The organism is Anaeromicrobium sediminis (genome assembly GCF_002270055.1).
Lineage (GTDB): Bacteria > Bacillota > Clostridia > Peptostreptococcales > Thermotaleaceae > Anaeromicrobium > Anaeromicrobium sediminis.
Genome location: NZ_NIBG01000005.1, coordinates 209,886 through 236,111 on the forward strand (window position 1 = coordinate 209,886; position 26,226 = coordinate 236,111).

The window sequence follows — 26,226 nt, forward strand, 5'->3', positions numbered from 1 at the left end:
AAAATACATAGCATATTTATATTATAACAAAATCATTAATTAAAAAACTGTTAATTTTGTTAACAACCTATGCAATATTTATGCTCCTTGTGAATATAGATAAAATAAAAGCACAAGGAGGTTAATAAGATGTGTACAAAGATTGCATCTCTATCAGCAGATCCAAAAGAGGTTATGAGTTTATTTATTATGGATATTGATGCAGATTTAATATATAAGGATTCATTCAGATTAGATGGAGAAAAAGAAATTATATACATGGTCTTTGAAAAAAATAAATTAAGAGATGAAAAGGTTGAAACTTTATGTATTAATATAGAAAATATTAGGGGAAAAACCACTGCTACCATAATAATTTCTCCAGAGATGACATACGAGGGGGATTGTATAAAAGAAGATTGGTTAGAGAGTATAATGAACATTATAGAAGATTATATAATTGAACTTTGGGAAGAATAAAATATGAATGAATGGGTATATAACTAATGAAAAAGACTTAAGGGGGGAACCTATGGGAAGTGAAGTATTAAGCATCATACTAAATAGTGCAGAAAATGCTTTCTTGCAGGTAGGTGTTTTTGTAGGAGCTGTTCTATTACTATTTGGCTATATTAATTATAAGCAATCGGGAAATTTCATAAGAAAAATAGAAGAATCAAAAAAAATACAACCCATATTGGGAGCCTTATTAGGACTAACACCTGGCTGTGGGGGAGCTATCTTCGTTATGCCCTTATTTGTAAAAGGGAAGGTTACTTTTGGAACCATAATAGCTACCCTAATAGCCACTATGGGAGACTCGGCCTTTGTAATAATATCTACTTTGCCCTTGGAATATATACTAGTTAGTGTAATTTCTTTTATTGCAGCCATAATAACAGGGTACGTAGTAGACTATTATCATGTGGGTGATAAATTACTCAAAAATATGAATATAATAACAAGAGAAGAAGCTCATATTATAAATGAAAAATCAGATCATAATATTATCAATAATGAGAGCGTAGAAGAATTTGTTCATATAGGTCATGATGAAGGGGATGAGATAGATGTAATTCTTCACCACAATGCCAAAGGTCATCAAGAGCATGGGACCGTTGCATATGAAATAACCCATAAGGGATTCATAATATATTGGGGAGTTCTTGTTATAGGATTAATACTAGGTATTATGTTATTGTTCCAAATGGATGTTAATGATCTAATTATAAAGGATTTAGGAAAAATAGTAGGTATAGGAGGAACAATATTATCCATAATTTTAATGATTATGAGTAAGAAATTTATTGGAGATGACACCCACGAAGAAGCAGAATTAAAGAGTATATCCTTAAAGGAGACTATTATCCATAGTGCTTCTGAAACGGCATTTGTATCTACTTGGGTCTATTTGGCCTATTTAATATATGAATTTGGTATATTCTTTCTAGGTAAAGGAAACTATGGAGCAGGAGAACTTATAATGACAAATCTTATGACATCTGCTGGATTATATGCCGTATTAGTAGGGGCATTAATAGGATTAATACCAGGTTGTGGTCCACAAGTAATATTTGTCGCTTTATTTACTAAGGGACTAGTACCCTTTGGAGCTCTAGTTGCTAATGCCATATCTCAAGATGGAGATGCATTGTTTCCACTATTAGTAATAGATAGGAAAAGTTCACTGTGGGCAACTATAATAACTACTATTCCTGCTTTAATTATAGGATTAATAATTTACTTCATAGAAATGAGGATGGTTTAAATAACCATCCTCATTTTAGTTTAATCACAGCTAGTTTCTATTCTCTTTCGCTTCCTATTCTAATTACATCTCCCATTTTAGACATAACATGATCATATCCATTAGGCCCATGGGGCACAAGACATCCACTACAGTCCTTTATGCCATTATTGTATTTAAAATTACCACCACAATTTTCTTTTAACATATATAGTGGGCAATAACAAAATAGACAATTAAACTTTTCAGGATCACTTACCTTATGACATGGGAAATATTCACATTTTCTATTTTGGTTAAACTTATAATTCTCACTCATGTTTATCCCCTCCTAGAAAAATTGTATATTATAATTAAATAAGTAACAATATAATATTTAAAAAAATTGTATATAATGATATTGTTATTTGTATATTAAAAATTTAAAAGAAGGAGAAATACCCATGAAGAAAATATTAGTTGTGGATGATGATATAAATATTTGTGAGTTAATAGGACTCTATTTAAGAAAAGAAGGATATGAAATTGTATTTGCCCATGATGGTAAAAGTGCCATAGATGTGTTAGCGAAGGAAAGACCTAATTTAGTTATACTAGATATAATGCTTCCAGAGATGGATGGTTGGGATGTATGTACAGAAATGAAGAAAATAAGTGACATTCCAATAATAATGTTAAGTGCAAAGGGAGATACCTTTGATAAGGTATTAGGATTAAAATTAGGAGCTGACGATTACATGGTCAAGCCCTTTGAACCTAGAGAACTTATAGCCAGAATAGATGCGGTCTTAAGACGAACATACGGCTCTACTGTGTCTACTAAAAGTATAAGTCTTCCAGATTTGTATATAGATTTAGATAAATATATAGTTAGAATAGATGATGAAGATATGAAATTGCCTAAAAAGGAAATGGAGTTATTATACTTCTTAGTTAAAAATAAGGGTAAAGTATTCACAAGAGAACAGCTCATAGATAATATATGGGGAATAGATTTCTTTGGAGATACAAGGACTATAGATGTACATATAAAAAGATTAAGGGAAAAGTTATCTAATCTAAGCGATAAATATAATATAAAGACCATATGGGGTGTAGGGTATAAATTTGAAATAATATAAAAGGAGAAAAATATGGGAAATACAGTATTTAAGAAGTTGTTATATTTTTATTTTGTAATAATACTTTTATCCTTTTTAATACTTGGAATAGCTTTTTCCCAATTATTTAGTAGTTATTATTTCAATAGACAAGAAAAGGTATTACTAAATGAAGGGAAGAAGATAAACTATCTAGTTATAGATTATTTAAATAATGATATAACTAATGAAAGATTAAAATTGGAATTACAGGCAGTGGAGAAATTTTTAAATACAAGAATATGGATTATTAATAAACAAGGAATCATATATGGCGTATCGGGAGATGATGAGGAGTGGATAGGAAAGCAGATTACGGCAACGGAAATGCTACAAGTTTTAGAAGGCAAAATAATAACTAAAAAGGGTATGTATCATGAAAATGAAACAGTTCCACTATTAACGGTGGGAATGCCCATATATATAAACGGGGAAGTGAGTAATGCCATAATAATGCATACACCCCTATATGAAGTTACTAATGTTATAGGAGAAGTTCATAAGATGGTTATAATTTCTATGAGCATAACCTTTGTAGGAGCTTTCATATTATTGTGGATAGTTTCAAAGAAAATATCCTATCCATTAAAGCGATTAGTAATAGGGGCAGAAAAAATATCCTATGGAGATTTTTCTTATAGAATAGAAATTGAGGAAGAAGGAGAAGTTGGTAAGGTAATAGATACTTTTAATAAAATGACTGAAAAATTAGGAGAGATAGAAAAGAATAGAAAAAGCTTCATATCAGCAGTGGCCCATGAATTGAGATCACCCCTTACCCTAATAAAAGGATTTGCCCAAGGAATGGTAGATGGCACTATTGAAGAGAGGGATCATCCTAAATACTTGGATATAATCTTGAGAGAAACTAGGAGACTTAATGCTTTAATCACAAATTTATTGGATATACAAAGGATGGAGTCTGGAAAATATCCTATAAATAAAAGTGAATTTAATATGAATGAGTTGATAAGTAGGACATTAATAAGATATGAAGAGGAAATAGAAAAAAATAATATTGAAGTACAATTAGATTTAGAGGATAATATATACGTTTGTGCAGATAAGGATTCAATTCAACAAGTACTAATTAATTTAGTGGATAATGCTATTAAATTTATGAAAGAAGATCCTGTACTTACTATTAAAACTAAGAAAAAAGGTAATAAATGCAAAGTTATAATAAGGGACAACGGCATTGGCATTAGCAAAGAAAATATACAAAATATATGGGAAGAATTTTACAAAGAGGATAAATCTCGAAACAGAAATAAAAAGGGCACTGGTCTGGGACTTCATATAGTAAAGAAGATTATAGATATACACAATGAGAAAATAGAAATAAAGTCAGAAGTGGGTGTGGGAACATACTTTGTATTCTACCTTCAACTACATAAGAATAATTAGAAAAATCCTTAATGGATTATTCATAATTTATTAATATTAATAAATTATAATTAATCTCAAAGGAGGAATAAAATGACTGAAAATAACTATTCAAATCTTTATGAAGAACAGATGGAATCCACCCAAGAAGTTGATAATAATGATGGAATATACAGAAAGAACAATAAGAAAAGAAATAATAAAAATTTTAAATTAATTACTATAATAATAATCTCAGCTTTAATTGGAGGATTAATTTCAAGTTATATAATGCCCGTATTCATATTTGGAAAAATAATACCATATCCAGATAATTATTTCGGAAATGACACAAAGGAAATTATACAAGTGGATAATGCTAATACGGAGTTTTTAGTATCTGCTATAGCTAAAAAGGCCATGCCATCTGTTGTGGGTATAACTACAGAAATTGTACAAAGGGACTATTGGCTTGGAGAGAGAAAAGCACAAGGGGTAGGTACAGGAGTAGTAGTGCATTCTAGAGGGTATATACTTACTAATGCCCATGTAATAAATAATGGAAATGCAGAGAAAGTAAATGTTTTATTTTATGATGGAACTAAGACAGAAGGTCAAATTCTGTGGCAAGATCCTGTATTAGATTTAGCCGTACTTAAAGTGGATAATGTAAATTTAGTGGCAGCAGAATTAGGAGATTCTACGGACTTAGAAGTTGGAGAAGTGGCTGTAGCTATAGGAAATCCATTGGGATTACAATTTGAAAGAACTGTTACATCTGGTATTATAAGTGGACTTGAAAGAAGGATTGATATAAGCGAATATGATTCTATAGAAGGTCTAATTCAAACAGATGCATCAATAAATGAAGGAAATAGTGGTGGACCCTTACTAAATTCTAAAGGACAAGTAATTGGTATAAATACTGCAAAAATTAAAACTGCAGAAGGCCTAGGATTTGCAGTGCCTATAAATGTGGCAAAACCCATCATTGAACAGTTTATAAAAAACGGCCAATATGAGAAGGTATATATGGGAATAAGGGGAATGGAAGTAGATCGATTTGAAAGGGCAATAGGTGTAGATATAGAGGCTGAAAAAGGGGTATATATAGTAGAAGTTATACTTGATTCACCAGCTGCTAAAGGAGGCCTTACTTCAGGCGATGTAATACAGTCTATTGAAAATGAAAATATAAGCAGTATGAGTGAAGTATCACGAATATTATACAAGTATAGGCCTGGGGATACTATAAATATGAAAATCCTAAGGGACGGAAAAGAAAAGGAAGTAAGTATAAAATTACAAAAGAGTCCTAAGGGTTACTATAACGAAAAATAAAAGTCAATTTTAAATTGACTTTTATTTTTTATCCCTAAGGGAATTATAATATTTTAAAATTTGTAGATAAAAAATAAAGGGGTTGTAGGGGAAGTATTCCCCTGCCTCTTTAAAGAAGGGTGTTCAGATTGCGACAGCAATCGTCGAAGGGAACCATAGGGTTCCATAAGATCGCATAGGTCGCATGCCTTTTTGCTTCTAACTGATAGAATAGTTTAGATTATTAAATGGAAGTTTAATAACTTTATTTCTTTAGGCATTGCAGAGCTCTCATCCTACATGCTTCAGCATGATACATGGCAGTCATATACTCATTCATATGTTCCATATAGCGCATTTCATCTATATCCATATGCTCCATAGATGGCATCATAGGCATTTGATCCATATATGACATATAAGGGGCCTGAGACATATGAGATCCTTCTGGCATATAAGAACCTTGAGGCATATGAGATCTTTCTGGCATATAAGGGGCCTCAGGAATATGAGATTCTTCTTCCATATAAGGTCTACCCATAGGTGGTCTTGGTGGAATGTAGGACATTTCCATTGCGGATGAGTCCATGTTCATTCTTGGTTTCATGGAAGGAAAACTACCCATAGGTGGCATCATAGGATGGATAGATTGAGCCATCGCATCATCCTTTTCCATATCATAATCTAGATCTTCAATATATTTATCCATTTTCTTTCCCCCTGTAATTAATAATTAATAAAAATCCTTTCCCTTTTAAAATATGCATAGTCATATTCATTTGACACAAATAGGTTGTTGCATGTAAAAAAGGAAATAATATTATTAGTATAATTGGACATGATATTCATAAGAAATATACTTGACAATAAGTACATATTAATCTTATAATTATACCATAGGGGGGTATAGTATATGGAAAATATAAAAGAAGTAAACATACCTATAAAAGGCATGACATGAGCCGCCTGCGTTAGCAGTGTTGATAGGGCTATCAACAAGTTAGACGGTATTATAGAGACAAATGTGAATATAGCTACTAATAAGGCTAAGGTAATCTATAATAATGATTTAGTTAGAATATCTCAAATAAAGGATGCTATTAAGAGGGCTGGCTATGAACCTTTAGATATAGAAAAAAATAAAAGAAATGATCTAAAGGAGAATGAAGAAGAGCTAGAAAGGAAAAAAAATAAGAGGGAACTTATTATATCTATAATATTTGCATCCCTATTATTGATTATAGCCATGGGACCTATGGTGGGAATTAAGCTTCCAAAGGTTATAAGTCCTGATTATAATCCTAAAAACTTTGCTTTAGTTCAATTAATATTAACTATTCCCATATTATATTCTGGAAAGAAATTTTATATAAGTGGATTTCCAGCAATAATAAGAAGAAGTCCAAATATGGATTCTCTAGTGGCTCTTGGAACTAGTGCTGCATTAGTATATGGTATATATGCCATATATAAAATATTTACTGGAAATATGCACTTTGTCCATGATTTATATTTTGAATCGGCAGGGGTTATAATAGCATTAATATCCCTAGGAAAATATCTAGAGGAAAATAGTAAAAATAAGACTTCCCAAGCCATTAAAAAGTTAGCAGGTCTATCTGCCAAGGAAGCTTTAGTAATAGAAGGGGACAGAGAAATATTAATTCCCATAGATGAAGTTCAAGTGGGAGATCTGGTAAGAATAAAACCAGGAGAAAAGATTCCAGTAGACGGTGAAATTGTTAAAGGTAGCACTTATGTGGATGAATCCATGCTTACAGGTGAAAGTATACCTGTTAAAAAGGAGATAGGTCACGCAGTAGCAGGAGGAACAGTAAACGGAAATCATATGGTAGATATTAAAGCTACTAGGGTAGGAGAAGAAACGGCCCTGGCCCAGATTATTAAACTGGTGGAAGAGGCCCAAGGATCAAAGGCACCCATAGCAAAACTTGCAGATGTGATTTCATCCTATTTTGTACCTACTGTATTTGTTATAGCATTAGTGGCTGGTATAGGTTGGTATATTGCAACTTCAGATTTAGAGTTTTCCTTGAGTATATTCATATCTGTACTAGTTATAGCATGTCCATGTGCTTTAGGATTAGCTACACCAACGGCCATAATGGTTGCTACGGGAAAGGGAGCAGAATATGGTATATTGATAAAAGGTGGAGAAGTTCTAGAAACTATGCACAAAATAGATACTATAGTATTTGATAAAACGGGAACAATCACTTTGGGAAAACCAAAGGTCACTGACATAATCACTTCCATGGATGAAGAAGAATTCATAAAAATAATTGCATCTAGTGAAAAGGGTTCAGAACATCCCCTTGGTAAAGCCATAGTAGAATATGCATTAGATAAGAATATAGAATTGCTTCCCGTAGAAAATTTAGAGGCCATATCAGGATTTGGTATAGAAGTATATATGGATAATAAGCATGTTCTTATTGGAAATGATAAATTAATGAAAAAATATAACATAGATATGGAAAAAATATCTGTTGAAAAATATCTGAAAGAAGGAAAAACACCAGTATATGTGGCAATAGATAATATATATAAGGGTGCGCTATTCATAGCAGACGTCATAAAGGAAAATAGTAAATATACAGTAGATAAATTAAAAGAAGCTGGAATTGAAGTTATAATGTTAACAGGAGACAATAAAATAACTGCTGAAAGTATAGGTAAGAAAGTTGGCATAGATAGGGTTTTATCAGAAGTATTGCCTAAGGATAAGACTGATGAAATAGCTAGGATTCAAGAAGAAGGCAAAATAGTTGCCATGGTAGGAGATGGCATAAATGATGCACCTGCTTTAACTAAAGCCCATGTGGGAATTGCCATTGGTTCAGGTACAGATGTGGCCATTGAATCGGCCGATATAGTTTTAATGAAAAGTGACTTAAAGGATCTACTCATTAGTATTGGTCTAAGTAAAGCTACCATAAAGAATATAAAACAGAATCTATTTTGGGCATTTTTCTACAACATTTTAGGAATTCCACTGGCAGCAGGTATATTTTATATATTTGGGGGACCTAAGTTAAACCCCATGTTTGCAGCCTTGGCCATGTCATTTAGTTCCGTATCTGTTGTGACTAATGCACTTAGACTTAAAAGTTTTAAACTAAAAGAAAGAGGGGAAAATAAAATGGAGAAGAAAATATATATTAATGGTATGATGTGTGGACATTGTCAAAAGCATGTAAATGATGGATTAAGTAAAATACCAGGAATAGATAAGGTTGACGTAAACTTAGAAGAAAAGTATGCTTTAATAGAGACTAGTAGCAATGTAGATGATACAGTTAAAGAAGTAGTGGCAGATTTAGGATATGAGGTAGTAAAAATAGAAAACCTGTAGGGAGAAAAAAATATGGCATGTAATAATTGTAATGATGAGAGAACAGTAAACTATAGGGACAAGGAAATTGAAAAGAAATTAGTAAGTAGATTAAATAAGGTAGAAGGACAAATTAGAGGTATAAAGGGCATGATAGAAAAGGGAATCTATTGTGATGATATTTTAATTCAAATATCTGCAGTTCAATCGGCCATGAAGGGTGTAAGCAAGATTTTGTTTGAAAATCATGTGAAAACTTGTATCTTAGATAAGATGAAAGAAGATGAACAGGTTGCAGTAGATGAACTTTTAAACAGCATAAATAGAATGATGAAATAAGTTTAGTCTAAAAGTGGTATATCTATATAGATATGCCACTTCTAAATTTTACTTATGTTGACCTATTTCAGTTCAAAAGCACATAGCTACTTACAAGGGAATATGGATGAAAAATTTTTAGAAGGTGGAACATCAGTATTCACTTTGCTGCAAACATTTATGAACTTTCTGTAGTTGTTATGAGATAAAAACCATATATTATGATAGTGACTTACCTTATAAAATATTTTTTATCCATATGACCGAAGTAAGTTCATACACATTTAGATTGGACAGTTTGTCTATATATAATTTAAAGGACGGTGAAAACCGTCCTTAAAAATATTCATTTATAAAATTATTCTTTTTATAAAAAACCTTGTTAAACTCATGAATTCCTGATTCGTCTGTCACGTTTACCTTATTTAAAAATATGGCTTCATAAATATCTATACTTCCAAAGAATAGTTGAGAGAAAGTATTTATATTACATGAAAATTGAGAATGGATAGGATCTATCATGATGACCTTAGCTTTAGTATCATTTACAATTACTTTGTAAGTATGATTATTCCAAGGAGCATAAGTATCATCTACAGTGAAAATAAACTCAGCATCATTTTCAAATATACAATTTTCTATGGCATTTTTAACATTTATAACCCTTGTGCACATGAAAGGATGTACCCTAATATCGTTAGTGAATTCAGGCTTTATAGTATCCTTTATAAATAGATAAAGATTATCTCCTATAGGAGCAGGCCAATCCACATACTTTACTTGAGATGTATGTGAATATATGAAATTAAATAAAGCTCCCATACCTTCTAAGTTAGTATAAGCCATCTCCCTTATGTTTAATGTCTTGTTTTCTATATAGTAAAATATATATCCACAAGGCTTATTATCTATAGTTAGTAGATACATATACCCACCATAGGAATCTATCTCACGCATAATGTATTCCCACTCTATATTATCCCTTTTAACATATCCATTGTATTTACATAAATAACTTTCATAAATTTCATTTAATGAATCTGTAGAACTGCCAATTTTAACTTTTTTAAAATCACCAGATTTATTTTTAAGTCCCTTAATTACATCTATGGGAACATGGTATTTTAATTGACTATAGGAAAGCTCCCATCCATAAGTACTATAGAATTTAGTATCAAAGGGCATGAGAATAGATATGGCGTGCCCCTTGTTGTTCATTTCTTCTAGTGCCTTAGGAAGTAGTTTTTTCATAGCGCCCTTGTTCCTGTATTCTGGTGCAGATATTACTCCTACCACATAGGAACATGGGAAAATATTATTATTCAATTTTAAATTGTAGGGATTTAGCTGTAAATATGAAACTAATTCATCATCATAAATTCCTACACAATTATTCTCATCATATACATTATCAAAATACCAACTATAAAAGGGTTCATCCGTTTCAAAGGCATAACCCCATAAACTTTTAGCCTTCTCTTTATCATTTTTATTTAATAGACTAATTTTCATTTTCTCACCTACTTAAATTCAATATCAAACTTTTTAATCATTTTATCAGGTCTATAGGAAAGCTTTGCACGTCTTAGACTTTCTAATCCCATGTCTTCTTCCCTATTTATATAAGTTACATCGGTACATTCATTTTGAACAAATTGTTGGTTGATAGCCTGATATAATCCTCTAATAGAAGGGTTAGCCTTTTCAATATGGACTACCATCATATCTGGATTTATTTTATATCCTAAAGTGAAGGCCTCAACTTTATCATTTATTAGAATTGCTCCACCCCTGCAACCTAGTGTATCCATGTTATAAAGGGCTTCTTCTATAGCCTTTCTTTCATGTGACATTAATTCCTCAGCCATATCATTTTCAAAGGTTTTATTTTCTATTAAACTATCATTTAAATGAATACATTCTTCCATTAAATCCTTTGTTAATGGTCTATATTCAAAGGAATAGTTTCTATAAAAGTAGTTTAGATGGTTTCTTTTAGACTGATACTTTCGTCCCTTTAAAGTAGCTAAATTATCACTTAAATAGGCATAATCAAAATTTTCTCTGTCCTCTTTTATTAATACATTACTATTGTTAGTTTCTTTAAAGTAATTAATATATTTTTCAGGAGCAAGTTTTATAGTTAAATTTTGATTATCTTTTTTGAAATTTTTTTCTAATATTTTTAAAGTATCATTAAATGTATCTGAATCATATTCACCGACTGGAAGGGGTGGGAATATGAAATGTTGTGGTTTTCCTTCTTCTGTTAAATAATTAAGAGCCCTAATACAAAGATGATTATTTATTATTTCGTAGTGAATATCATTTATATCCTTCCACATATACAAGCTTGCAAAGCTTAAACCTGAAGTCTCATGGTTGTTATTATATATATATTTCTCGAATAAATCTTTATCTTCTAATGAAATCTTTTTCTCAAACATAAAAAACTCCTTTAATTTAGTATTGATTATATAACTACACATAACTAATAATATACCCACATATCCATAGATATAACATATTCATGATAGCATATTATGTTATATTTCGTTTTGTTTTTTTATCTTTCTTTTAATTTATAGGAAATTATAATTTTATAATTTCCTATAAATTAAAAGAATACAATAAATCACAAAAATCTAGCCCATGACTAGATTTTTTTAGTGGATAATTATTGACACATTAAAATTTTATTCTAATATTTTTTCCGTCTGGTATCACCATGTCTAATATGCATTTTTGCATTTCCATGATGCATAGATTTATATAATTGCATCTTTGCTAACTCCATTTCTTTTTCTAATTCTTTCCTACAAATAGGGCAATATTTGTGATGGGCTGAAAGAAGCAAGCATCCACATCTTTTACATTCAAAATTTAAGTATTCATTTGGAATTTCGATAAGTCTTCCGTCTCTGACAAAATTATTAATAACATGATATGGAACCTTTGTTTCTTGCTCAATCTCAAAAGCAGTAGCGCCAGGATATTCTTTTAAATATGCTTCGATTTTTTCAAATATCTCCTCAATCCTTTTGAAACATTCAGGACAGTAGTCATATAATGATTTTTCATCAATTATCTTCTTACACTTTTTGCAAGTTCTTACTAATATACCCTTATTATAATTTTTATTTTTTACCATATTACACCTCTAAAATAGGATTTGTTTTTTCACTACATTTCAGTAAGTTTTTTATAAAGTTTATTACTTTACTAATCTTATTATAACATTAATAAAAAAGACTTGATTGTAAAAATCAAGTCTTTTGCATAAATATCTTCATTAGTGGTATACAGGGTTATTGATTTTAGATTTAAGTAAATAAAATATGAGTTCAAAAAAATATAAGTATTAAATCAAATTATTTTATATAACATTACAAAAAATAATACAAATAAGAAATCCATCCACATCACCACCAAATAATTGTTAATTAAATTATATCATGGAAAATACTATAAAAAAGTCATGTAATGATTTCGTAAAAAAAATGTAAATATAGGAAATAATTTAACTTTTAAATATATGTGTTATAAATAATTTTTTCTTTTACAAAACTGTATCAAATTACTAGTGTAATACCTTTAATTAAAACAAAAAATAAACTTGAAAATACAAATGAAAGGAGAATCTTATGAAAAATAAATATGTATTTATTTTATTAATATTCGTTTTATTAATAGGAACATTTGGTGCATGTACTAGAGAAGGTGCTCAAAAACCTATTAATAATCGACAATTAAGAGATGATGAAATTAACAATCGACGATTAAGAGATGATGAGATTAACAATCGACCATTAAGAGATGCTGAAATGAGAAATAGACCTGACACTGTTTTGCCAGATCAAAATAATGATACAGAAGAAAGAATGATTGAAAAAATAAACAATATTCCAGAAGTAGACGCTACAAGTGTAATACTAAGTGACAGAAATGCTTATGTGGCAGTAAGGCTAAAAGATGGAGTAAACAATTCAACTAGATTAAATTTATTAGAAACAGAAATAAAAAATATTGTAAAAAGAGAAGATCCTAAAGTGGCAAATGTATACTTTTCAGCAGAAGAAGGCACAATTGGAAAATTAAGAAAATATGAGAATGAAAATATTAGAAATGGAACCTTAATACCTGAAATAGAATCCTTATTTAAATCACCCATAAAAAACATGACAGGACCAGGTACTGATATGTAATAACAATCAATTTAATACTAGCCTTTAAAAGAATATAAAAACAAAAGTCATATTAAAAAAATGGCTTTTGTTTTTTCACATTTTAACTAAAACAAGCATATTATGAATTATGTGTGAGTTCACTACATTTCATACTAATAGAATGTAGTTTGTGAAAAAGGGGGAAAGGTTATGAATTGTGCTGTATATGTAAGGGTATCTACAGAAAAAGAGATACAAGATAGCAGTATGGCACATCAAGAAAAATTTTTTCAAAAGTATGTGAGAGAAAAGGGCCTTACCATATATAAAATATATAAGGATAGGGAAAGTGCCTGTAGTTTAAAAAATAGGGTGGGGTTAAAAAAACTAATAAAAGATAGTGAAGAGAAAAAATTTAACATAGTTCTTACGAAGAGCATTTCTCGATTTGCCAGGAATACCTTAGAAGGATTAACTATAATAAGACAATTTAAAGAGAAAAATATAAGATTTATAACTATAGAAGATAGTTTTGATTCAGATGAATATGATGAATTTACTTTTACCATACTATTATCCTTAGCTCAAAAGGAATCGGAAAAAATTAGTGAAAGAATTTCCTTTGGGAAATTGTGTAGGGCAAAGGAAGGTCACTTTAATGGAAGTATAGTACCCTATGGGTATATGAAATTAGATAAAAATACTATTTTGCCAAAGGAGGACATTAGTACATTAGTGGTTAAAAAGATATTTGATATGTATGCAAGTGGAGAAGGTCTAGCATCTATTGCAAGGAATCTTAATAATAATAAATATCCTACCCCTTCACAAAGTAGGGGAATAATACAAAAAAATAAGTGGCATGAGAGTACCATAAGAAATATATTATCTAATGAATTCTATATAGGAAATTTAATACAAAATAGAAGTAAGAATAAAAATTTATTAACAAAAAAAAGGTATAAAAAGGAAAAAAATGAATTTATATATAAGCTAAAAACTCATCAACCTATAATAGATGAAGATCTATTTTATGAGGTACAGAAGAAATTAAGGAATAATAAATATAAGAAATGTCCAAATACTAGCCTATTCTCAAATAAATTATATTGCCAAAAATGTGGTTGTAAAATGTATTATAGAAAAAATGCTGACAGATATTTGTGTAGTACTTATATTAAAAAGGGAAAGCATATTTGTTCTGGAGTATCTATAAAAGAAGATAGGATAAAAGAAAAATTCATAGATGAAATTAAGGATGGGATTTTAACAAAAATTTCATATTATGATAATCAGGAAATAGAAAAAACTATTAAAAATATAGATGAAAATATAGAAACCATTAAAAATAGACAAAATAAATTAGTAGATTATCTATTAGATGTAGTAATAGACGAGAATACTTATAAAGTGAAAAGCTCTATTTTAGAAAGGGAAATAGAATTATTAAAAAAAGAAAGAGAAGGAATTTCTAAAATAATAAAAGATAGTGATAAAATTTGTACCATTGATAAAGAATTTATCAGTAGGTATGTAAAAAGAATAGTTGTATCTAAAGAAAATATAGAAATTGAATATAGGGTAAATCTTTAAATATACATGTCCAAAAAAACGCACACTTGTGTGGGGAAATGGACACTTTTTATGTGTGTTTATAAGAATCCACCAATGGGTAAATTAGAAGGGATATGTTATAAAATTAACTTTCAAACTAAATGTTCATAGGAAACAGGAAATATGGGGAATTTAGTAGAAAAATCTCAAAAGCGTATGGCGAAACAGAGGGGAAATTAAAAAGTTGGCAAGGTATTTGCTTAATAATTATTACGAAAAAAATAAAATTAAATTAATAAAATTAAGAATTTTATTGGTGGATTTATATATAATGTATAGTACTATAAAATTTCAAACATAGGATTTGAGGAGGAAAAGATTATGAGAGAAGTAGTAATTGCAAGTGCAGTGAGAACAGCTGTAGGAAACTATGGTGGAAGTTTAAAGGATTTTCAATCAAGTGATTTAGGAGCAATCGTTATTAAGGACGCTTTAGAAAAAGCTAAAGTCGCTCCAGAAAAAGTAGATGAAGTATTATATGGTTGTGTATTACAAGCAGGTCAAGGTCAAGGGGTTGCTAGACAAGCGGCAGTTAAAGCTGGAATTCCAGTAGAAGTACCAGCTTCAACTTTAAACATTATTTGTGGATCTGGACTTAGAAGTGTTTCTATGGCAGCACAAATGATCATGTCTGGAGATGCAGACATTGTTGTTGCAGGAGGAACTGAAGTAATGAGCCAGGCACCTTACTTAATGCCAAAGGCAAGATGGGGTCACAGAATGGGTGACGGAAAAGTTGTTGATGAAATGATTAAAGACGGATTATGGGATGCTTTCAACGACTACCACATGGGAATTACAGCAGAAAACATTGCTGAAAAGTGGGGATTAACTAGAGAAGAACAAGATGCTTTTGCAGCAGCAAGTCAAAATAAAGCTGAAGCAGCTAAAAAAGCTGGTAAATTTAAGGATGAAATAGTTCCTGTAGAAGTTAAGAGTAGAAAAGGTTCTTTCGTATTTGAAGAAGATGAATTTATTAGAGAAGGTGCAACTGCTGCAGGTTTAGCTAAATTAAGACCAGCATTCAAAAAAGATGGTACTGTAACTGCTGCTAACGCATCAGGAATCAATGATGGTGCAGCTGCAGTGATAGTTATGTCTAAGGAAAAAGCAGAAGAATTAGGTGTTGAGCCTCTAGCTACTATAGTATCTTTTGCTACTGCTGGTGTGGATCCATCTATAATGGGAATCGGTCCAGTTCCTGCAACTAAGAAAGCTTTAGTAAAGGCTCAATTAACTATAGAAGATATGGATTTAATTGAAGCTAATGAAGCATTTGCAGCTCAATCTCTTGCAGTTGCTAGAGATTTAGAATTTGATATGGAAAAGGTTAATGTAAATGGTGGAGCTATTGCTATAGGTCACCCAATCGGAGCAAGTGGTGCTAGAATCTTAGTAACATTACTTCACGAAATGAAGAAAAGAGATTCTAAGTATGGTTTAGCTACGTTATGTATCGGTGGCGGAATGGGTACATCTTTAATCGTAAAGAGATAATATAATATAAACAAGGGGGGCTATTTATTAGCCCCCTTTTTATGTTATTCTATTGTAGAAAAAGTAAAAATATCTACAAAAGGAGCAAATATAATGTTAAGTGAAAATACTATTAAAAAATCTATAGAACTAGCCAAAGAGCAGTCCTATTTTAATAAACTAAATGAAGAATATAAAAAAATAGATGGTGGAAAATGTGCAGGATGTACAAATTGTTGTGCAGAGTCTGTTCATACTTACTATGTGGAGTTTCTAAATATATATGATTACCTTATGAAAAACAAGGATGTATATGATATACTAATCCCCAAAATAAAAAAGTATTATTTTGAAGAATTATATAAAAATAATAAGTGTCCATTTTTAAATGAAAAAGGTCAATGTCATATATATGAAGTACGTCCATTGGTTTGTAGATTATTTGGCCATTATACAGAGGATGAACATGAAAAAAACTACATGAATGTGTTAGAAACTAATAAGAGTATTAAAAAATACTTAAAAGAAGAATATGACCTTACCGTTCCAGAAGATGTAGTAAATAAAAAAATATCCTATTGTAGCGAATTTAGTACAGATAGTAGATTAAGTAAAGAAGATCGATTAGAAATACAAGAGAATATTTTAAATATTGACTCAAAATATTTTATTATGGAATTAATCGATGAAGATTATATGAATTTAGGACTGGTAGATTGGTTTATGTATAAGTTATATGGTACAGATATATTTAATGAAAAAATAAATAGGGCTAAAGAAATATGTAGATAGATAGTTAAAGGGTGTAATGAATTCATTACACCCTTTAACTATCTACAAACCATACTAGTGGATTCCAGAGAAAATGATCCTCCTAATAACCAGAACAAACATGTAGAGTACAAAGGAGGGGGAGTCTTGGAAAAAAATAATAGTTTAAAAGTAAAAATATATAACCTAGATAAAAATAATATAGTAGAGAAGTTCATGGAGGATGCTATAGAGGAAATTTTGATGAGTTTAGATATTTCATCTTTTCATATGGAAGCATTAAAAGCCCATGCCATAATCATAAGAACTTATTTAGTAAGGAAAATGAGAGTCTTTGGTGGTATGGGAGTAGAATATGAAAGATGTGATATAACTAATAGAGAGGGAGAATTTATCCTTAAATCTTTAGAAGAAATTAAATGTAAGTATAAGGAACAATATGATAATATAAAAGAAACTATAAGTTATGCAGTTAAAAATACCAGAAATAAAATTATCACTATGAATAACAACTCTGTATATCCTAGATTTCATGAAACTTGCGGTGGAGCTACTGAAAATTCAGAGATGGTAGGAAAACATAGGGTCATGTATCTAAGAAAGGTGCTTTGTGAATATTGTACAGATTCACCATATTATGAAGAATGTACAGAAATATCTATAGAAGAGTTTTTAGAAAAACTCCAAATATCAATAGATAAAAGTACCCCCACAAGTGGTCCTCGTATGGAGGGCATAATATACGACACTAAGAGGGATGAAACTGGAAGAATAAAGAGTATAAAAGTTGGAGATAAAGAACTAAAGGGCATTGAATTAGTGGAAAAACTAGGAATAAATTCTACTAGGTTTGGATGGCAGCCCATAAAATTTAAAATATATACAAGGGGTAAAGGTCATGGATTAGGACTTTGTCAGTATGGTGCTAATAAAATGGCCATTTTGGGAAAAAACTATGAAGAAATTTTAAAATATTATTTCACAGGCGTAAAGATAAAAGAGTTACAAATGCCTAACAAAGAAAAACCTCTATATAATAAAGTAATAGTAATAGACCCTGGCCATGGAGGAGAACACTCTGAGGACAATGAGGGAATATTGGGAACTAGAGAAAAGGATATAAATTTAAGTATAGGAATTAAGTTGAAAAAGTCTTTAGAAGAATTAGGTGCTAAGGTTATTATTACGAGAGATAAGGATGAATATGTGTCCCTTGGTAAACGGGCTAATATTTCAAATGAAATTATGCCAGACTTTTTCTTAAGTATACATCAAAATTCTTTTAAGAATTCTAATATATGCGGAAGTGAAATATATATATATAGGGGAGATGAAGAAAGTGCTACTTTGGCAGAAATTATATTAGAGAAGCTTTCTCAAAATGCAAAAGTAGTATCTAGAGGAGTGAAGATAGCAGACTTTTTCTTATTAAGAGAAGTAAGATCTAGTGCTCTTCAAATTGAAGTTGGTTTCATAACCAATGAGGAGGAAGAAAAAAGACTTTTAGACGAAGAATTTCAAAACAATATAGGAATGAATATTAGCAAGGCAATAGTCGAATACTATAATTATAATTAAAAAAATTCCCGCTATATAGGGAATTTTTTTTGGGATGTTTGGCGTGTGAAAATGTTTTCCTTGTTAAAATTCTAAAGAGTATTGACATAGGCCTTTAGAAGTTGTATAATATTTAGTTTATGTTTGACAAAAGTATTAGCATATGCTATAATTAGAGTGTAAATTGCGAAAGAAGGTGATTAGGTGGCTACTAAACGCACTTTAACGGAAATCAAGAAAAATGTGGAATTTCTGGTAGGTGAAAAGGTAAAGCTACGAGCTAATAAGGGTAGAAAGAAAGTATCTGTAAAAGAAGGTATTATAGAGAAAGCTTACCCTAACATCTTTGTGGTATGTATAGATGGAGGATACAACACAGTAAGGAGAGTATCTTATAGCTATTCAGACATATTAACAGAAACGGTAGAAATAATCAGAAGTAGCAATGATAGCGATATGCAAGTAAGCTAATATAATAGATAGTGAAGGTATTTTTACCAACACATTTATCTATAAAGTCATCCTTCCAGGTTATAGGGATGAGATATTTTATAGCCTACATAATTAGGTTATAAAATAATCAACCTACTATGAGGAAGACTTTTTTATTTGACAATGATAAAATAGTTTTTGAGTCAATACAAAAGGTTCATTTAATAAAATTTATTTTTCTGTTCAAAAGGGAATATGTGAAGATGGGTGATTTTATTAATTTGATATGAAACTTAATAGATATAATGGAATTTCGAAGTGAAAATTTAATTTTTCACTTCTTTTTTTTTATAAAAATGCATACATATATATAGATAAATAAGCCTACTTATAGAAAATATACTTGTAAAGAATCTGAATAAGTAAGTATAACTTATACATATTTTCTAGATTATTAAATATGATTATAATAAGTAGTACATAGTAAAGGGGGATAAGGAATATGGCCATGGAGTTTATAACAGATTTACTGAAAATAGATCAGATATTAGGGGAGGGAGATACACAGGTTCTAGTTGAAGGGGATATTTTAGTTCCTGATGTAAAACCAGATATATCTAATATATTATGTGCAGACGGAGATGTTATTGTTACTAAAAGAGAATCAGTACAAGATAAAATAATTGTAGATGGGGTAGTTAATTTTAAGATACTTTATAATTCTGATGCAGGAGACTATTCTGTATATAGTATGAATGCCAATGCGGGATTTAGTCAAAACATAGATATACCAGGAACAACAGTAGGTATGAATGAAGAAGTATCATGTAATATAGAACATATAGATTTTGACATAATAAATGAAAGAAAATTATCAGTAAAGGCAGTAGTAAATCTTGATGGAAAAACTTTAAGTAGTAATAGAATAGAAGTTATAAAGGATATAAGTGGACTTAATGATTTACAAACTCTTAAAAAGACAATTTCCTATACTAATATGGTAGGAAGTAATAAATCGGATACTATGATTAGAGAAAAATTTGAATTAGATGGGGATTCACCAGAAATAGCAGAAATTCTTAAGTGTGATGCCTATGCAGTAGAAAAGGAAAGACAGGTAACAGATGGAAAAGTTATTGTAAGTGGTACGGTTAAAACTAATACCCTATATGTGGCTGATGACGAAAGTAATTCTCTTCATGTTCTAAAGCATGAAATCCCATTCACTCACTTTGTAGAAGTCACTGGTGCTTTAAAAGGAATGGAGCCTAAGCTCACATTAAAAATAGATGAAGTATACACTGATGTGGGAGAAAATTTAGAAGGAGAAAGAAAGTTATATGAAATGGAAGCTGTTGTAAAAGTAGATGCTTCCGTAATAGACAAGGAAGAAAAAGAAGTAATAACAGATGTGTACTCTCCTACTAAGAATCTAAAATTGGAAAAAGAAAAGGTAGATTTTTATAAGGTAATTGGTGAAAATAATGCAAGTATGATGGTAAAAGAAACTCTTAGTATCCAACCACAGGATCCAGATATTTTCAAAGTACTTAATGTATATGCAAAGCCAGTAATTACAGATACAAGTGTAGTAGATGAGAAAGTAATAATAGAAGGTATTGCTGAAACGGACATAGTTTATATGTGTCAAAATCAGAAGGCCCATTCCTTTAAACAAGAAATACCATTTAGACATTTTGTAGATGTGCATAATGCTAAAGAAGGCATGGCTGCTACAGCTCATTTAACTTTAAGTGATGTTTCCTATTCACTTATAAATCCTCAGCAAATAGAAGTTAGAAACGGTATTGTGGCCATGTGTAGTGTTAATCACAAGTATGCATTAGATGCTGTTATGAACATGGAAGAGTTAGAAGAAAAGGATTATATAAATAACATGCCAAGCATAATTGTATATTATGTTCAACCAGGAGATAGCCTATGGAAGATTGCTAAGAGATATAATACAACCATACCTGCCCTAGTAAGATCAAATGATATAGAAGACCCAAATATGATAATGCCTGGTGATGTATTGATAATTCCTAAAATATATAAATATAAATTTTAAGCTGTGACTTTTAGTCGCAGCTTTTTCTTTTTAATAAAATTTTTTAGGAATAAATTGGCAAAAGTTACGTAAATATAGTTATGTAAAAAGGAAGGAATGAAAAATAATTAACCTGAAAACTAAAAAAATATAAATAATTAATTTATAAACTAAAATGTGGAATAAAAATAGATGCATATGTATATACTTTTAGAGGGTAAAGAATTAGGGGGTAGAGACAAATGACAAGAACAATATTAAAATGGATTGGCAATATTATGACTGGTTTTTTGGTGCTGCTTATTTTCCTGGCTTTATTTACCATGATTCAAGGAAAGAGGAATCCAACATATATTCCTTCGATTGTGGGATATAAGCTATTATCTGTACTGACAGGTAGTATGAGGCCAGTACTTGAACCGGGAGATATGATTGTCATTAAAGAAATAAATCCAGAAGATATAAAGGAAAAAGATGTAATTACCTATAGAATGAACAAAGATACATTAGTTACCCATAGGGTAGTAGAAATAATAAATGAAGATGGAAATCTACTATTTAGAACAAAGGGAGATGCAAACAATACAGAGGACTTTGAATTGATTAAAAGCGAGCAAATAATAGGAACATTATCCTTTAATATTCCTAAAGGAGGATATATATCTAATTTTGCTAAAAGTCCAAAGGGATTTGTATTATTTATCCTAGTACCTATTATTTTATTAATTGCCTATGAGCTAAAAAGCATATTGCTGGAATTGGGAAAAGATGAAAAGGATAACAAAGATAACCCAAATCCAAAAGATAATATGGGAGTATAGCTTAAATATAATTTTGATATTAAATGTACTATTTAGTCAAAACAGAAAACGAAAGATTTAATATGGGAGGTGTAATTGGGGTTAGAGAGAGTGAAAAAAATAGGTCACCTTAGGGATGGTAACCTATAAAGAAAAAATTAAAAAAATATTTTATTACAAGAATGAGAGGAGAATTTACATGAACAGAAAGGTTTTACTTAGTATGTTGTTAATTGGTGTATTAATGTTTGGAGTAGGTATGGGAACATACGCATACTTTACTAGTGTAGCAACAAGTGAAAATAACTTATTTGAAACAGGAACATTGGAAATTGGTGACATAAATACGATGGATCAGGTAACAATAGCTGCTAGTAGCACAGGTATATACCCAGGATGGACATCTGGGGTAAAAACAATTAATGTAAATAATAATGGTACTTTAGAGCTTCAATATAGAATGAGTGTTTCACAATTTAATGATACAGCTATAGACAGTCTGCCAGCAAGCATGAATACTCTGTTATATGATGGAGCTACTCCACTTCAAGTAAGTATAAATGGTGGTACTCCTCAAAATATTAATGCACTTGGAGTAAACGGATTTGTTAATTTAGGAACTATACCAGCTAACCAATCTGGTACTTTTACAATTGAATTTAGTCTGCCAACAGCAGCAAACAATTTATATAAAAATGCAACAGGAGATTTTGATTTCTTATTTGAAGCAACTCAAGTAGGAAATAACGCTTATACTGAAAGTGGTCTATAAAAAATAAAATAATTTCATGAATATAGTATTAGAAGTCAGAAAAATTCTGACTTCTAATACTATAAAATACTTTATATTACTTTAAACAATAGAATTTTAGTTAAAAGGCGGTGAAAATGTGAAACATAAGGTAGCACTTACATTTATTGCAGTTATGTTGGTATGTATGCTAGCAGGAATGGGAACATATGCCTGGTTTACTAGTACAACAACTAGTCAAGACAATGTATTTGAAGCAGGAACTGTAGATTTGGGTATTTCGGAAATTCCTCAACCATTATTTGCAACTGAGTATGATGATCCAAATTATGATGATGAATATGGGGTGGGCGAATGGTATCCAGGGCTAAGTGTTAATGGTAGAAGTTTGAGAATAGTAAACAATGGAACTCTTACAGCGCGCATTTGTGCTGTATCAGCTGACATGGACACATTTGTCAATCCTAAAAATAACCCAGATGCTGAAAATGAGTTTGCTGATAAAATGACTATAATTATAACGAAGGGTGACTATGTTTGCTTTAGAGGAAAATTAAGTGAATTATTAGCAGCGCCACAAGAATTAACTTACACTAAAGAGGGTGAAACTAAATCCATAAAAGTTAGTCCTGGCCTAGAAGCAGAATTAGATTTTGAAGCAATAATGAGTGAGAAGGCTGGTAATGCTATACAAGGGGTTAGTGCAACAGTGGACTTAATCCTGTATGGAACTCAAGATGATGATGCAGCAGTTGATGAGTTATTAAATCCGTAAAAATTAAATAATATAAAGTTACGGCTTGTCTATATTCTGACTTTATAAAATCAAGAAGAATTTAATCTTTTAAATTCTTCTTGATTTTATGAACAAAGGAGGGAGAGAACGTGTGAAAAAATTATATAGACATTTATCAATCACTATACTAATTCTTATCATGATTTTTGGACTTTTACCTTTAGAAAATATACTTGTATATGCAGCAGATGAAGAGAAAGTAGTAGATTTATATATTCAAGGAGAAAAAAGTAGAGGTGGTCCAATTTTTCATCAATCGGGAGATATAGGAAATGGACTTTGGTATCCTGGAAAGACGGAAAGTGGCATTTTAAGAATACATAATAATTACTCAGACAAGATGAAAATAACAAATTTAGGTATGACTATGAGTTTGGAATATGTAAATGGAAAAACTGTTACTCCTGCCATAGAAGAAGAGTACGGAAAAAATATGAAACTTCAGATTAGACAGGGGAAAATGCTTGTATTTAAAGGCACTGTATATGATGGTGATTTTAATGATATGCAAAAAAATCCAGCATTAGAAAATCCAGTAGAGATAGAAGTGAATGATGATTTAGATTTAGAATACACAGTACATATGGAAGAGCGAGCAGGAAACAATATGCAGGGGTTAAAGGCTACAGTGGACTTTATTATAAACTCAGTCCATAATAATACAACTCACACTAGTAGTAGTGGAGGAGGAAGTAAAAAAAGCGAGGATGTAAAAGAACATTGGTCCCATGACTGTATTAAAACCTTATTAGCTAAAGGCATAATTAATGGCTATCCTAGTATAAAACTTCACCCAGAGACTAGTATGACTAGGGCAGAGGTTGCTGTGGTACTGGCAAATTCGTTAAAACTAAAACCTGTAAACAGATTCTTCTCAGGATATGTGGACGCCCTTCCTAAATGGGCCAGAGGTCATATAATTGCCGTATCGGATGCAGGTGTATTTAAGGGATATCCAGGATTTTTGTTCAAACCAAATGAAAACATAACCCGTGAAGAAATAGCTACCGTATTAATAAGAGCCTTTAATATAAAACGAGACAAAAATATAATGCTTCAATTCACAGATGGAGAAGACATATCAGATTGGGCAATTGAATATGTAAAAACTGGAGTAGAAAAGGGCATGTTAGTAGGCTACTCAGACAATACTTTTAAACCTCAAAATAATATAACAAGGGCAGAAGCCTTTACTATAATCTGTAAAATATTAGGTTATCACGATGAACACAAAAAGTAATACAAAATTATTTATAAGGAGGTGAAAGAGTGAAAAGAAACAGAGGAAAAAAGGACAACATAAAACTCCTGTTACTTCGTATATGTTGTTGCTTCATTTGTAGTATATTAGTGAGCATGGCTATGTTAGGAGGAATAGACACTTTCTCCTGGTTTACTTCTACCATGAAAAGAAATATGCAGGTTAGTGCCGCTGATACAAAGGATATACTTATAAAATATGATATCTGCTATGATAAAAAACGTACACCAATAATACGTGTACAAAAAGCACCTAATTTAACATATGATCCAATAATATACTTTGAGGTATCAAAAGGTAGTGCTAAGAATCTTACTAATTTGGGTGATTATACATTGCATATAAACCCTATTAAACTAGAAAAAGATACAGTATATAAGATTCCTTTAAGGATGAATGTGAATCTATTTCAAAGAATGTATCTAGATAAGGTAAGTGGATGTAATGATAAGAGAAAGGTCACAGGGAAAATAAGGGCAAAGTATCTTAACGAATATATTGATGAAGAAAAGAATGTTGAAGTTTCTATAAAATATTTGAAAAATCAATTTAAGAGCCCTATTAGAAGCAAATCAATGAAAAAGACCTCTGTAAAAGAATTATCATCTGAAGATGAAGGTTTATTTAGAAAAGAGATAAATAACATAATGCTAGAGGCAGCAAGTTATGGAATTTGGAAAGAGGTTAAGTGGAAAAATGGAACTGAAAATACGATACAGAAATTAAATGATCTCGATTATACATCAAAAAAAGTAACAAGCAGTAAAGCTATGATGTATGTGCCAATGGCAATGCCAATGGAATTGAAGTCAGAGGATTCTAGTTTCAAAACTATAGAAAATCCTATAACGAAAGTTGAGTTGACAGAAGAACAAATAGAGATTATGGATATTATAGTTCCTAAATTAACAGAATATTTAAATGAAGTATATGATACCATAGATAATATAGTGGAACAGATAAATAAAAAAATTAAAGAAATTACAGAATTGACTTCAAAAATAGAGATATTAGACAAAGAAAAATCTGATCTTCAAAAGGAAAAGGAAGAATTGTTAGCAAAAATAGAAAAATTAGAAAAAGATAATGAAGATTTAAAAGATTTAAACGATCAGTTACAAGATTCTAACAAAGATCTGAATAAGAAGATAGATAAACTAAATGATAAAATAGATAGGCTAAAATCTAAGTCAAGTAGTACTTCTAGTGGAGGCGGAGGTGGAAGTAGTAAACCAGATCCAACGCCAGATCCGACACCAGACCCGACACCAGATCCGACGCCAGATCCAAAACCGGATGATGGAGAAGACAACGATTCATCAGATAATG

General features: G+C 30.6%; 24 protein-coding genes and 1 pseudogene. 20 read left to right on the forward strand and 5 right to left on the reverse strand.

Annotated features, from left to right (window positions below; all coding sequences use genetic code 11):
* The first annotated feature begins 129 nt into the window (after positions 1 to 129).
* The gene (locus tag CCE28_RS08350; protein ID WP_095132885.1) at positions 130 to 459 is read left to right on the forward strand and encodes a hypothetical protein; all 330 of its coding nucleotides are present in this window, start codon (positions 130 to 132) and stop codon (positions 457 to 459) included.
* Positions 460 to 511: 52 nt separating this feature from the next.
* Positions 512 to 1,747 (forward strand): putative manganese transporter, encoded by a 1,236-nt coding sequence (locus CCE28_RS08355; RefSeq protein ID WP_176461725.1) that lies wholly within the window; start codon positions 512 to 514, stop codon positions 1,745 to 1,747.
* Between the two features lie 37 nt (positions 1,748 to 1,784).
* Here CCE28_RS08355 and CCE28_RS08360 read toward each other — a convergent pair whose 3' ends face one another.
* A complete protein-coding gene (locus CCE28_RS08360) occupies positions 1,785 to 2,045 on the reverse strand; it encodes a cysteine-rich small domain-containing protein (RefSeq protein ID WP_095132889.1) in 261 nt (86 codons plus the stop codon).
* Between the two features lie 124 nt (positions 2,046 to 2,169).
* Between CCE28_RS08360 and CCE28_RS08365 the strand changes: the two genes are divergently transcribed.
* The 3 genes from CCE28_RS08365 to htrA all read left to right on the forward strand — a co-directional run bounded on the left by CCE28_RS08365 (position 2,170) and on the right by htrA (position 5,571).
* The gene (locus tag CCE28_RS08365; RefSeq protein WP_095132891.1) at positions 2,170 to 2,847 is read left to right on the forward strand and encodes a response regulator transcription factor; all 678 of its coding nucleotides are present in this window, start codon (positions 2,170 to 2,172) and stop codon (positions 2,845 to 2,847) included.
* Positions 2,848 to 2,859: 12 nt separating this feature from the next.
* Complete coding sequence (locus CCE28_RS08370; RefSeq protein WP_095132893.1) at positions 2,860 to 4,272, forward strand: sensor histidine kinase; 1,413 nt, start codon at positions 2,860 to 2,862, stop codon at positions 4,270 to 4,272.
* Between the two features lie 72 nt (positions 4,273 to 4,344).
* Positions 4,345 to 5,571, forward strand: a complete 1,227-nt coding sequence (htrA, locus tag CCE28_RS08375) for a serine protease HtrA (RefSeq protein ID WP_242972933.1) — start codon at positions 4,345 to 4,347, stop codon at positions 5,569 to 5,571.
* Positions 5,572 to 5,815: 244 nt separating this feature from the next.
* Here htrA and CCE28_RS08380 read toward each other — a convergent pair whose 3' ends face one another.
* Positions 5,816 to 6,259: a hypothetical protein gene (locus CCE28_RS08380; RefSeq protein ID WP_095132895.1), complete on the reverse strand. Its 444-nt coding sequence runs from the start codon at positions 6,257 to 6,259 to the stop codon at positions 5,816 to 5,818.
* A gap of 264 nt (positions 6,260 to 6,523) precedes the next feature.
* Here CCE28_RS08380 and CCE28_RS23010 point away from each other — a divergent pair.
* The 3 genes and pseudogenes from CCE28_RS23010 to CCE28_RS08390 all read left to right on the forward strand — a co-directional run.
* Positions 6,524 to 6,658 (forward strand): annotated as a pseudogene (locus CCE28_RS23010) (cation transporter); the annotation flags it as partial.
* 147 nt (positions 6,659 to 6,805) lie between these two features.
* Positions 6,806 to 8,926: a heavy metal translocating P-type ATPase gene (locus tag CCE28_RS08385; protein ID WP_408607022.1), complete on the forward strand. Its 2,121-nt coding sequence runs from the start codon at positions 6,806 to 6,808 to the stop codon at positions 8,924 to 8,926.
* Positions 8,927 to 8,938: 12 nt separating this feature from the next.
* Positions 8,939 to 9,244: a metal-sensing transcriptional repressor gene (locus CCE28_RS08390; RefSeq protein WP_095132897.1), complete on the forward strand. Its 306-nt coding sequence runs from the start codon at positions 8,939 to 8,941 to the stop codon at positions 9,242 to 9,244.
* Between the two features lie 315 nt (positions 9,245 to 9,559).
* On the opposite strand, the gene CCE28_RS08395 is transcribed toward CCE28_RS08390, so the two are convergent.
* The 3 genes from CCE28_RS08395 to CCE28_RS08405 form a co-directional block, all read right to left on the reverse strand.
* Positions 9,560 to 10,735, reverse strand: coding sequence for a GNAT family N-acetyltransferase (locus CCE28_RS08395; RefSeq protein ID WP_095132899.1), 1,176 nt, complete (start codon positions 10,733 to 10,735; stop codon positions 9,560 to 9,562).
* Between the two features lie 8 nt (positions 10,736 to 10,743).
* The gene (locus tag CCE28_RS08400; protein WP_176461727.1) at positions 10,744 to 11,670 is read right to left on the reverse strand and encodes a DUF2156 domain-containing protein; all 927 of its coding nucleotides are present in this window, start codon (positions 11,668 to 11,670) and stop codon (positions 10,744 to 10,746) included.
* 254 nt (positions 11,671 to 11,924) lie between these two features.
* Positions 11,925 to 12,374, reverse strand: a complete 450-nt coding sequence (locus tag CCE28_RS08405; protein WP_095132903.1) for a hypothetical protein — start codon at positions 12,372 to 12,374, stop codon at positions 11,925 to 11,927.
* Positions 12,375 to 12,867: 493 nt separating this feature from the next.
* Between CCE28_RS08405 and CCE28_RS08410 the strand changes: the two genes are divergently transcribed.
* The 12 genes from CCE28_RS08410 to CCE28_RS08465 form a co-directional block, all read left to right on the forward strand.
* Positions 12,868 to 13,428 carry a YhcN/YlaJ family sporulation lipoprotein gene (locus CCE28_RS08410; protein WP_095132905.1) on the forward strand — a complete coding sequence of 187 codons (561 nt, stop codon included), beginning with the start codon at positions 12,868 to 12,870 and terminating at the stop codon, positions 13,426 to 13,428.
* A gap of 171 nt (positions 13,429 to 13,599) precedes the next feature.
* Positions 13,600 to 14,982 (forward strand): recombinase family protein, encoded by a 1,383-nt coding sequence (locus CCE28_RS08415; protein WP_095132907.1) that lies wholly within the window; start codon positions 13,600 to 13,602, stop codon positions 14,980 to 14,982.
* A 342-nt stretch (positions 14,983 to 15,324) separates the two neighbouring features.
* Positions 15,325 to 16,500, forward strand: a complete 1,176-nt coding sequence (locus CCE28_RS08420; RefSeq protein WP_095132909.1) for an acetyl-CoA C-acetyltransferase — start codon at positions 15,325 to 15,327, stop codon at positions 16,498 to 16,500.
* Positions 16,501 to 16,593: 93 nt separating this feature from the next.
* On the forward strand, positions 16,594 to 17,271 hold the full coding sequence (locus tag CCE28_RS08425; protein WP_095132912.1) for a YkgJ family cysteine cluster protein: 678 nt from the start codon (positions 16,594 to 16,596) through the stop codon (positions 17,269 to 17,271).
* Positions 17,272 to 17,397: 126 nt separating this feature from the next.
* Positions 17,398 to 18,828, forward strand: a complete 1,431-nt coding sequence (locus CCE28_RS08430) for an N-acetylmuramoyl-L-alanine amidase (protein WP_095132914.1) — start codon at positions 17,398 to 17,400, stop codon at positions 18,826 to 18,828.
* Positions 18,829 to 19,011: 183 nt separating this feature from the next.
* Positions 19,012 to 19,278, forward strand: coding sequence for a Veg family protein (locus CCE28_RS08435; RefSeq protein WP_095132916.1), 267 nt, complete (start codon positions 19,012 to 19,014; stop codon positions 19,276 to 19,278).
* A gap of 463 nt (positions 19,279 to 19,741) precedes the next feature.
* Positions 19,742 to 21,310, forward strand: coding sequence for a DUF3794 and LysM peptidoglycan-binding domain-containing protein (locus CCE28_RS08440; protein WP_095132918.1), 1,569 nt, complete (start codon positions 19,742 to 19,744; stop codon positions 21,308 to 21,310).
* Positions 21,311 to 21,531: 221 nt separating this feature from the next.
* Positions 21,532 to 22,110 (forward strand): signal peptidase I, encoded by a 579-nt coding sequence (locus CCE28_RS08445; protein WP_095132920.1) that lies wholly within the window; start codon positions 21,532 to 21,534, stop codon positions 22,108 to 22,110.
* 178 nt (positions 22,111 to 22,288) lie between these two features.
* Positions 22,289 to 22,861: a TasA family protein gene (locus CCE28_RS08450; protein WP_176461728.1), complete on the forward strand. Its 573-nt coding sequence runs from the start codon at positions 22,289 to 22,291 to the stop codon at positions 22,859 to 22,861.
* A gap of 118 nt (positions 22,862 to 22,979) precedes the next feature.
* Positions 22,980 to 23,615 carry a TasA family protein gene (locus tag CCE28_RS08455; RefSeq protein WP_095132923.1) on the forward strand — a complete coding sequence of 212 codons (636 nt, stop codon included), beginning with the start codon at positions 22,980 to 22,982 and terminating at the stop codon, positions 23,613 to 23,615.
* A 112-nt stretch (positions 23,616 to 23,727) separates the two neighbouring features.
* Positions 23,728 to 24,876, forward strand: a complete 1,149-nt coding sequence (locus tag CCE28_RS08460) for an S-layer homology domain-containing protein (protein WP_176461729.1) — start codon at positions 23,728 to 23,730, stop codon at positions 24,874 to 24,876.
* Between the two features lie 29 nt (positions 24,877 to 24,905).
* Positions 24,906 to 26,226 (forward strand): coiled-coil domain-containing protein (locus CCE28_RS08465; protein WP_141228338.1); only part of this gene is annotated, 1,321 nt, incomplete at its 3' end.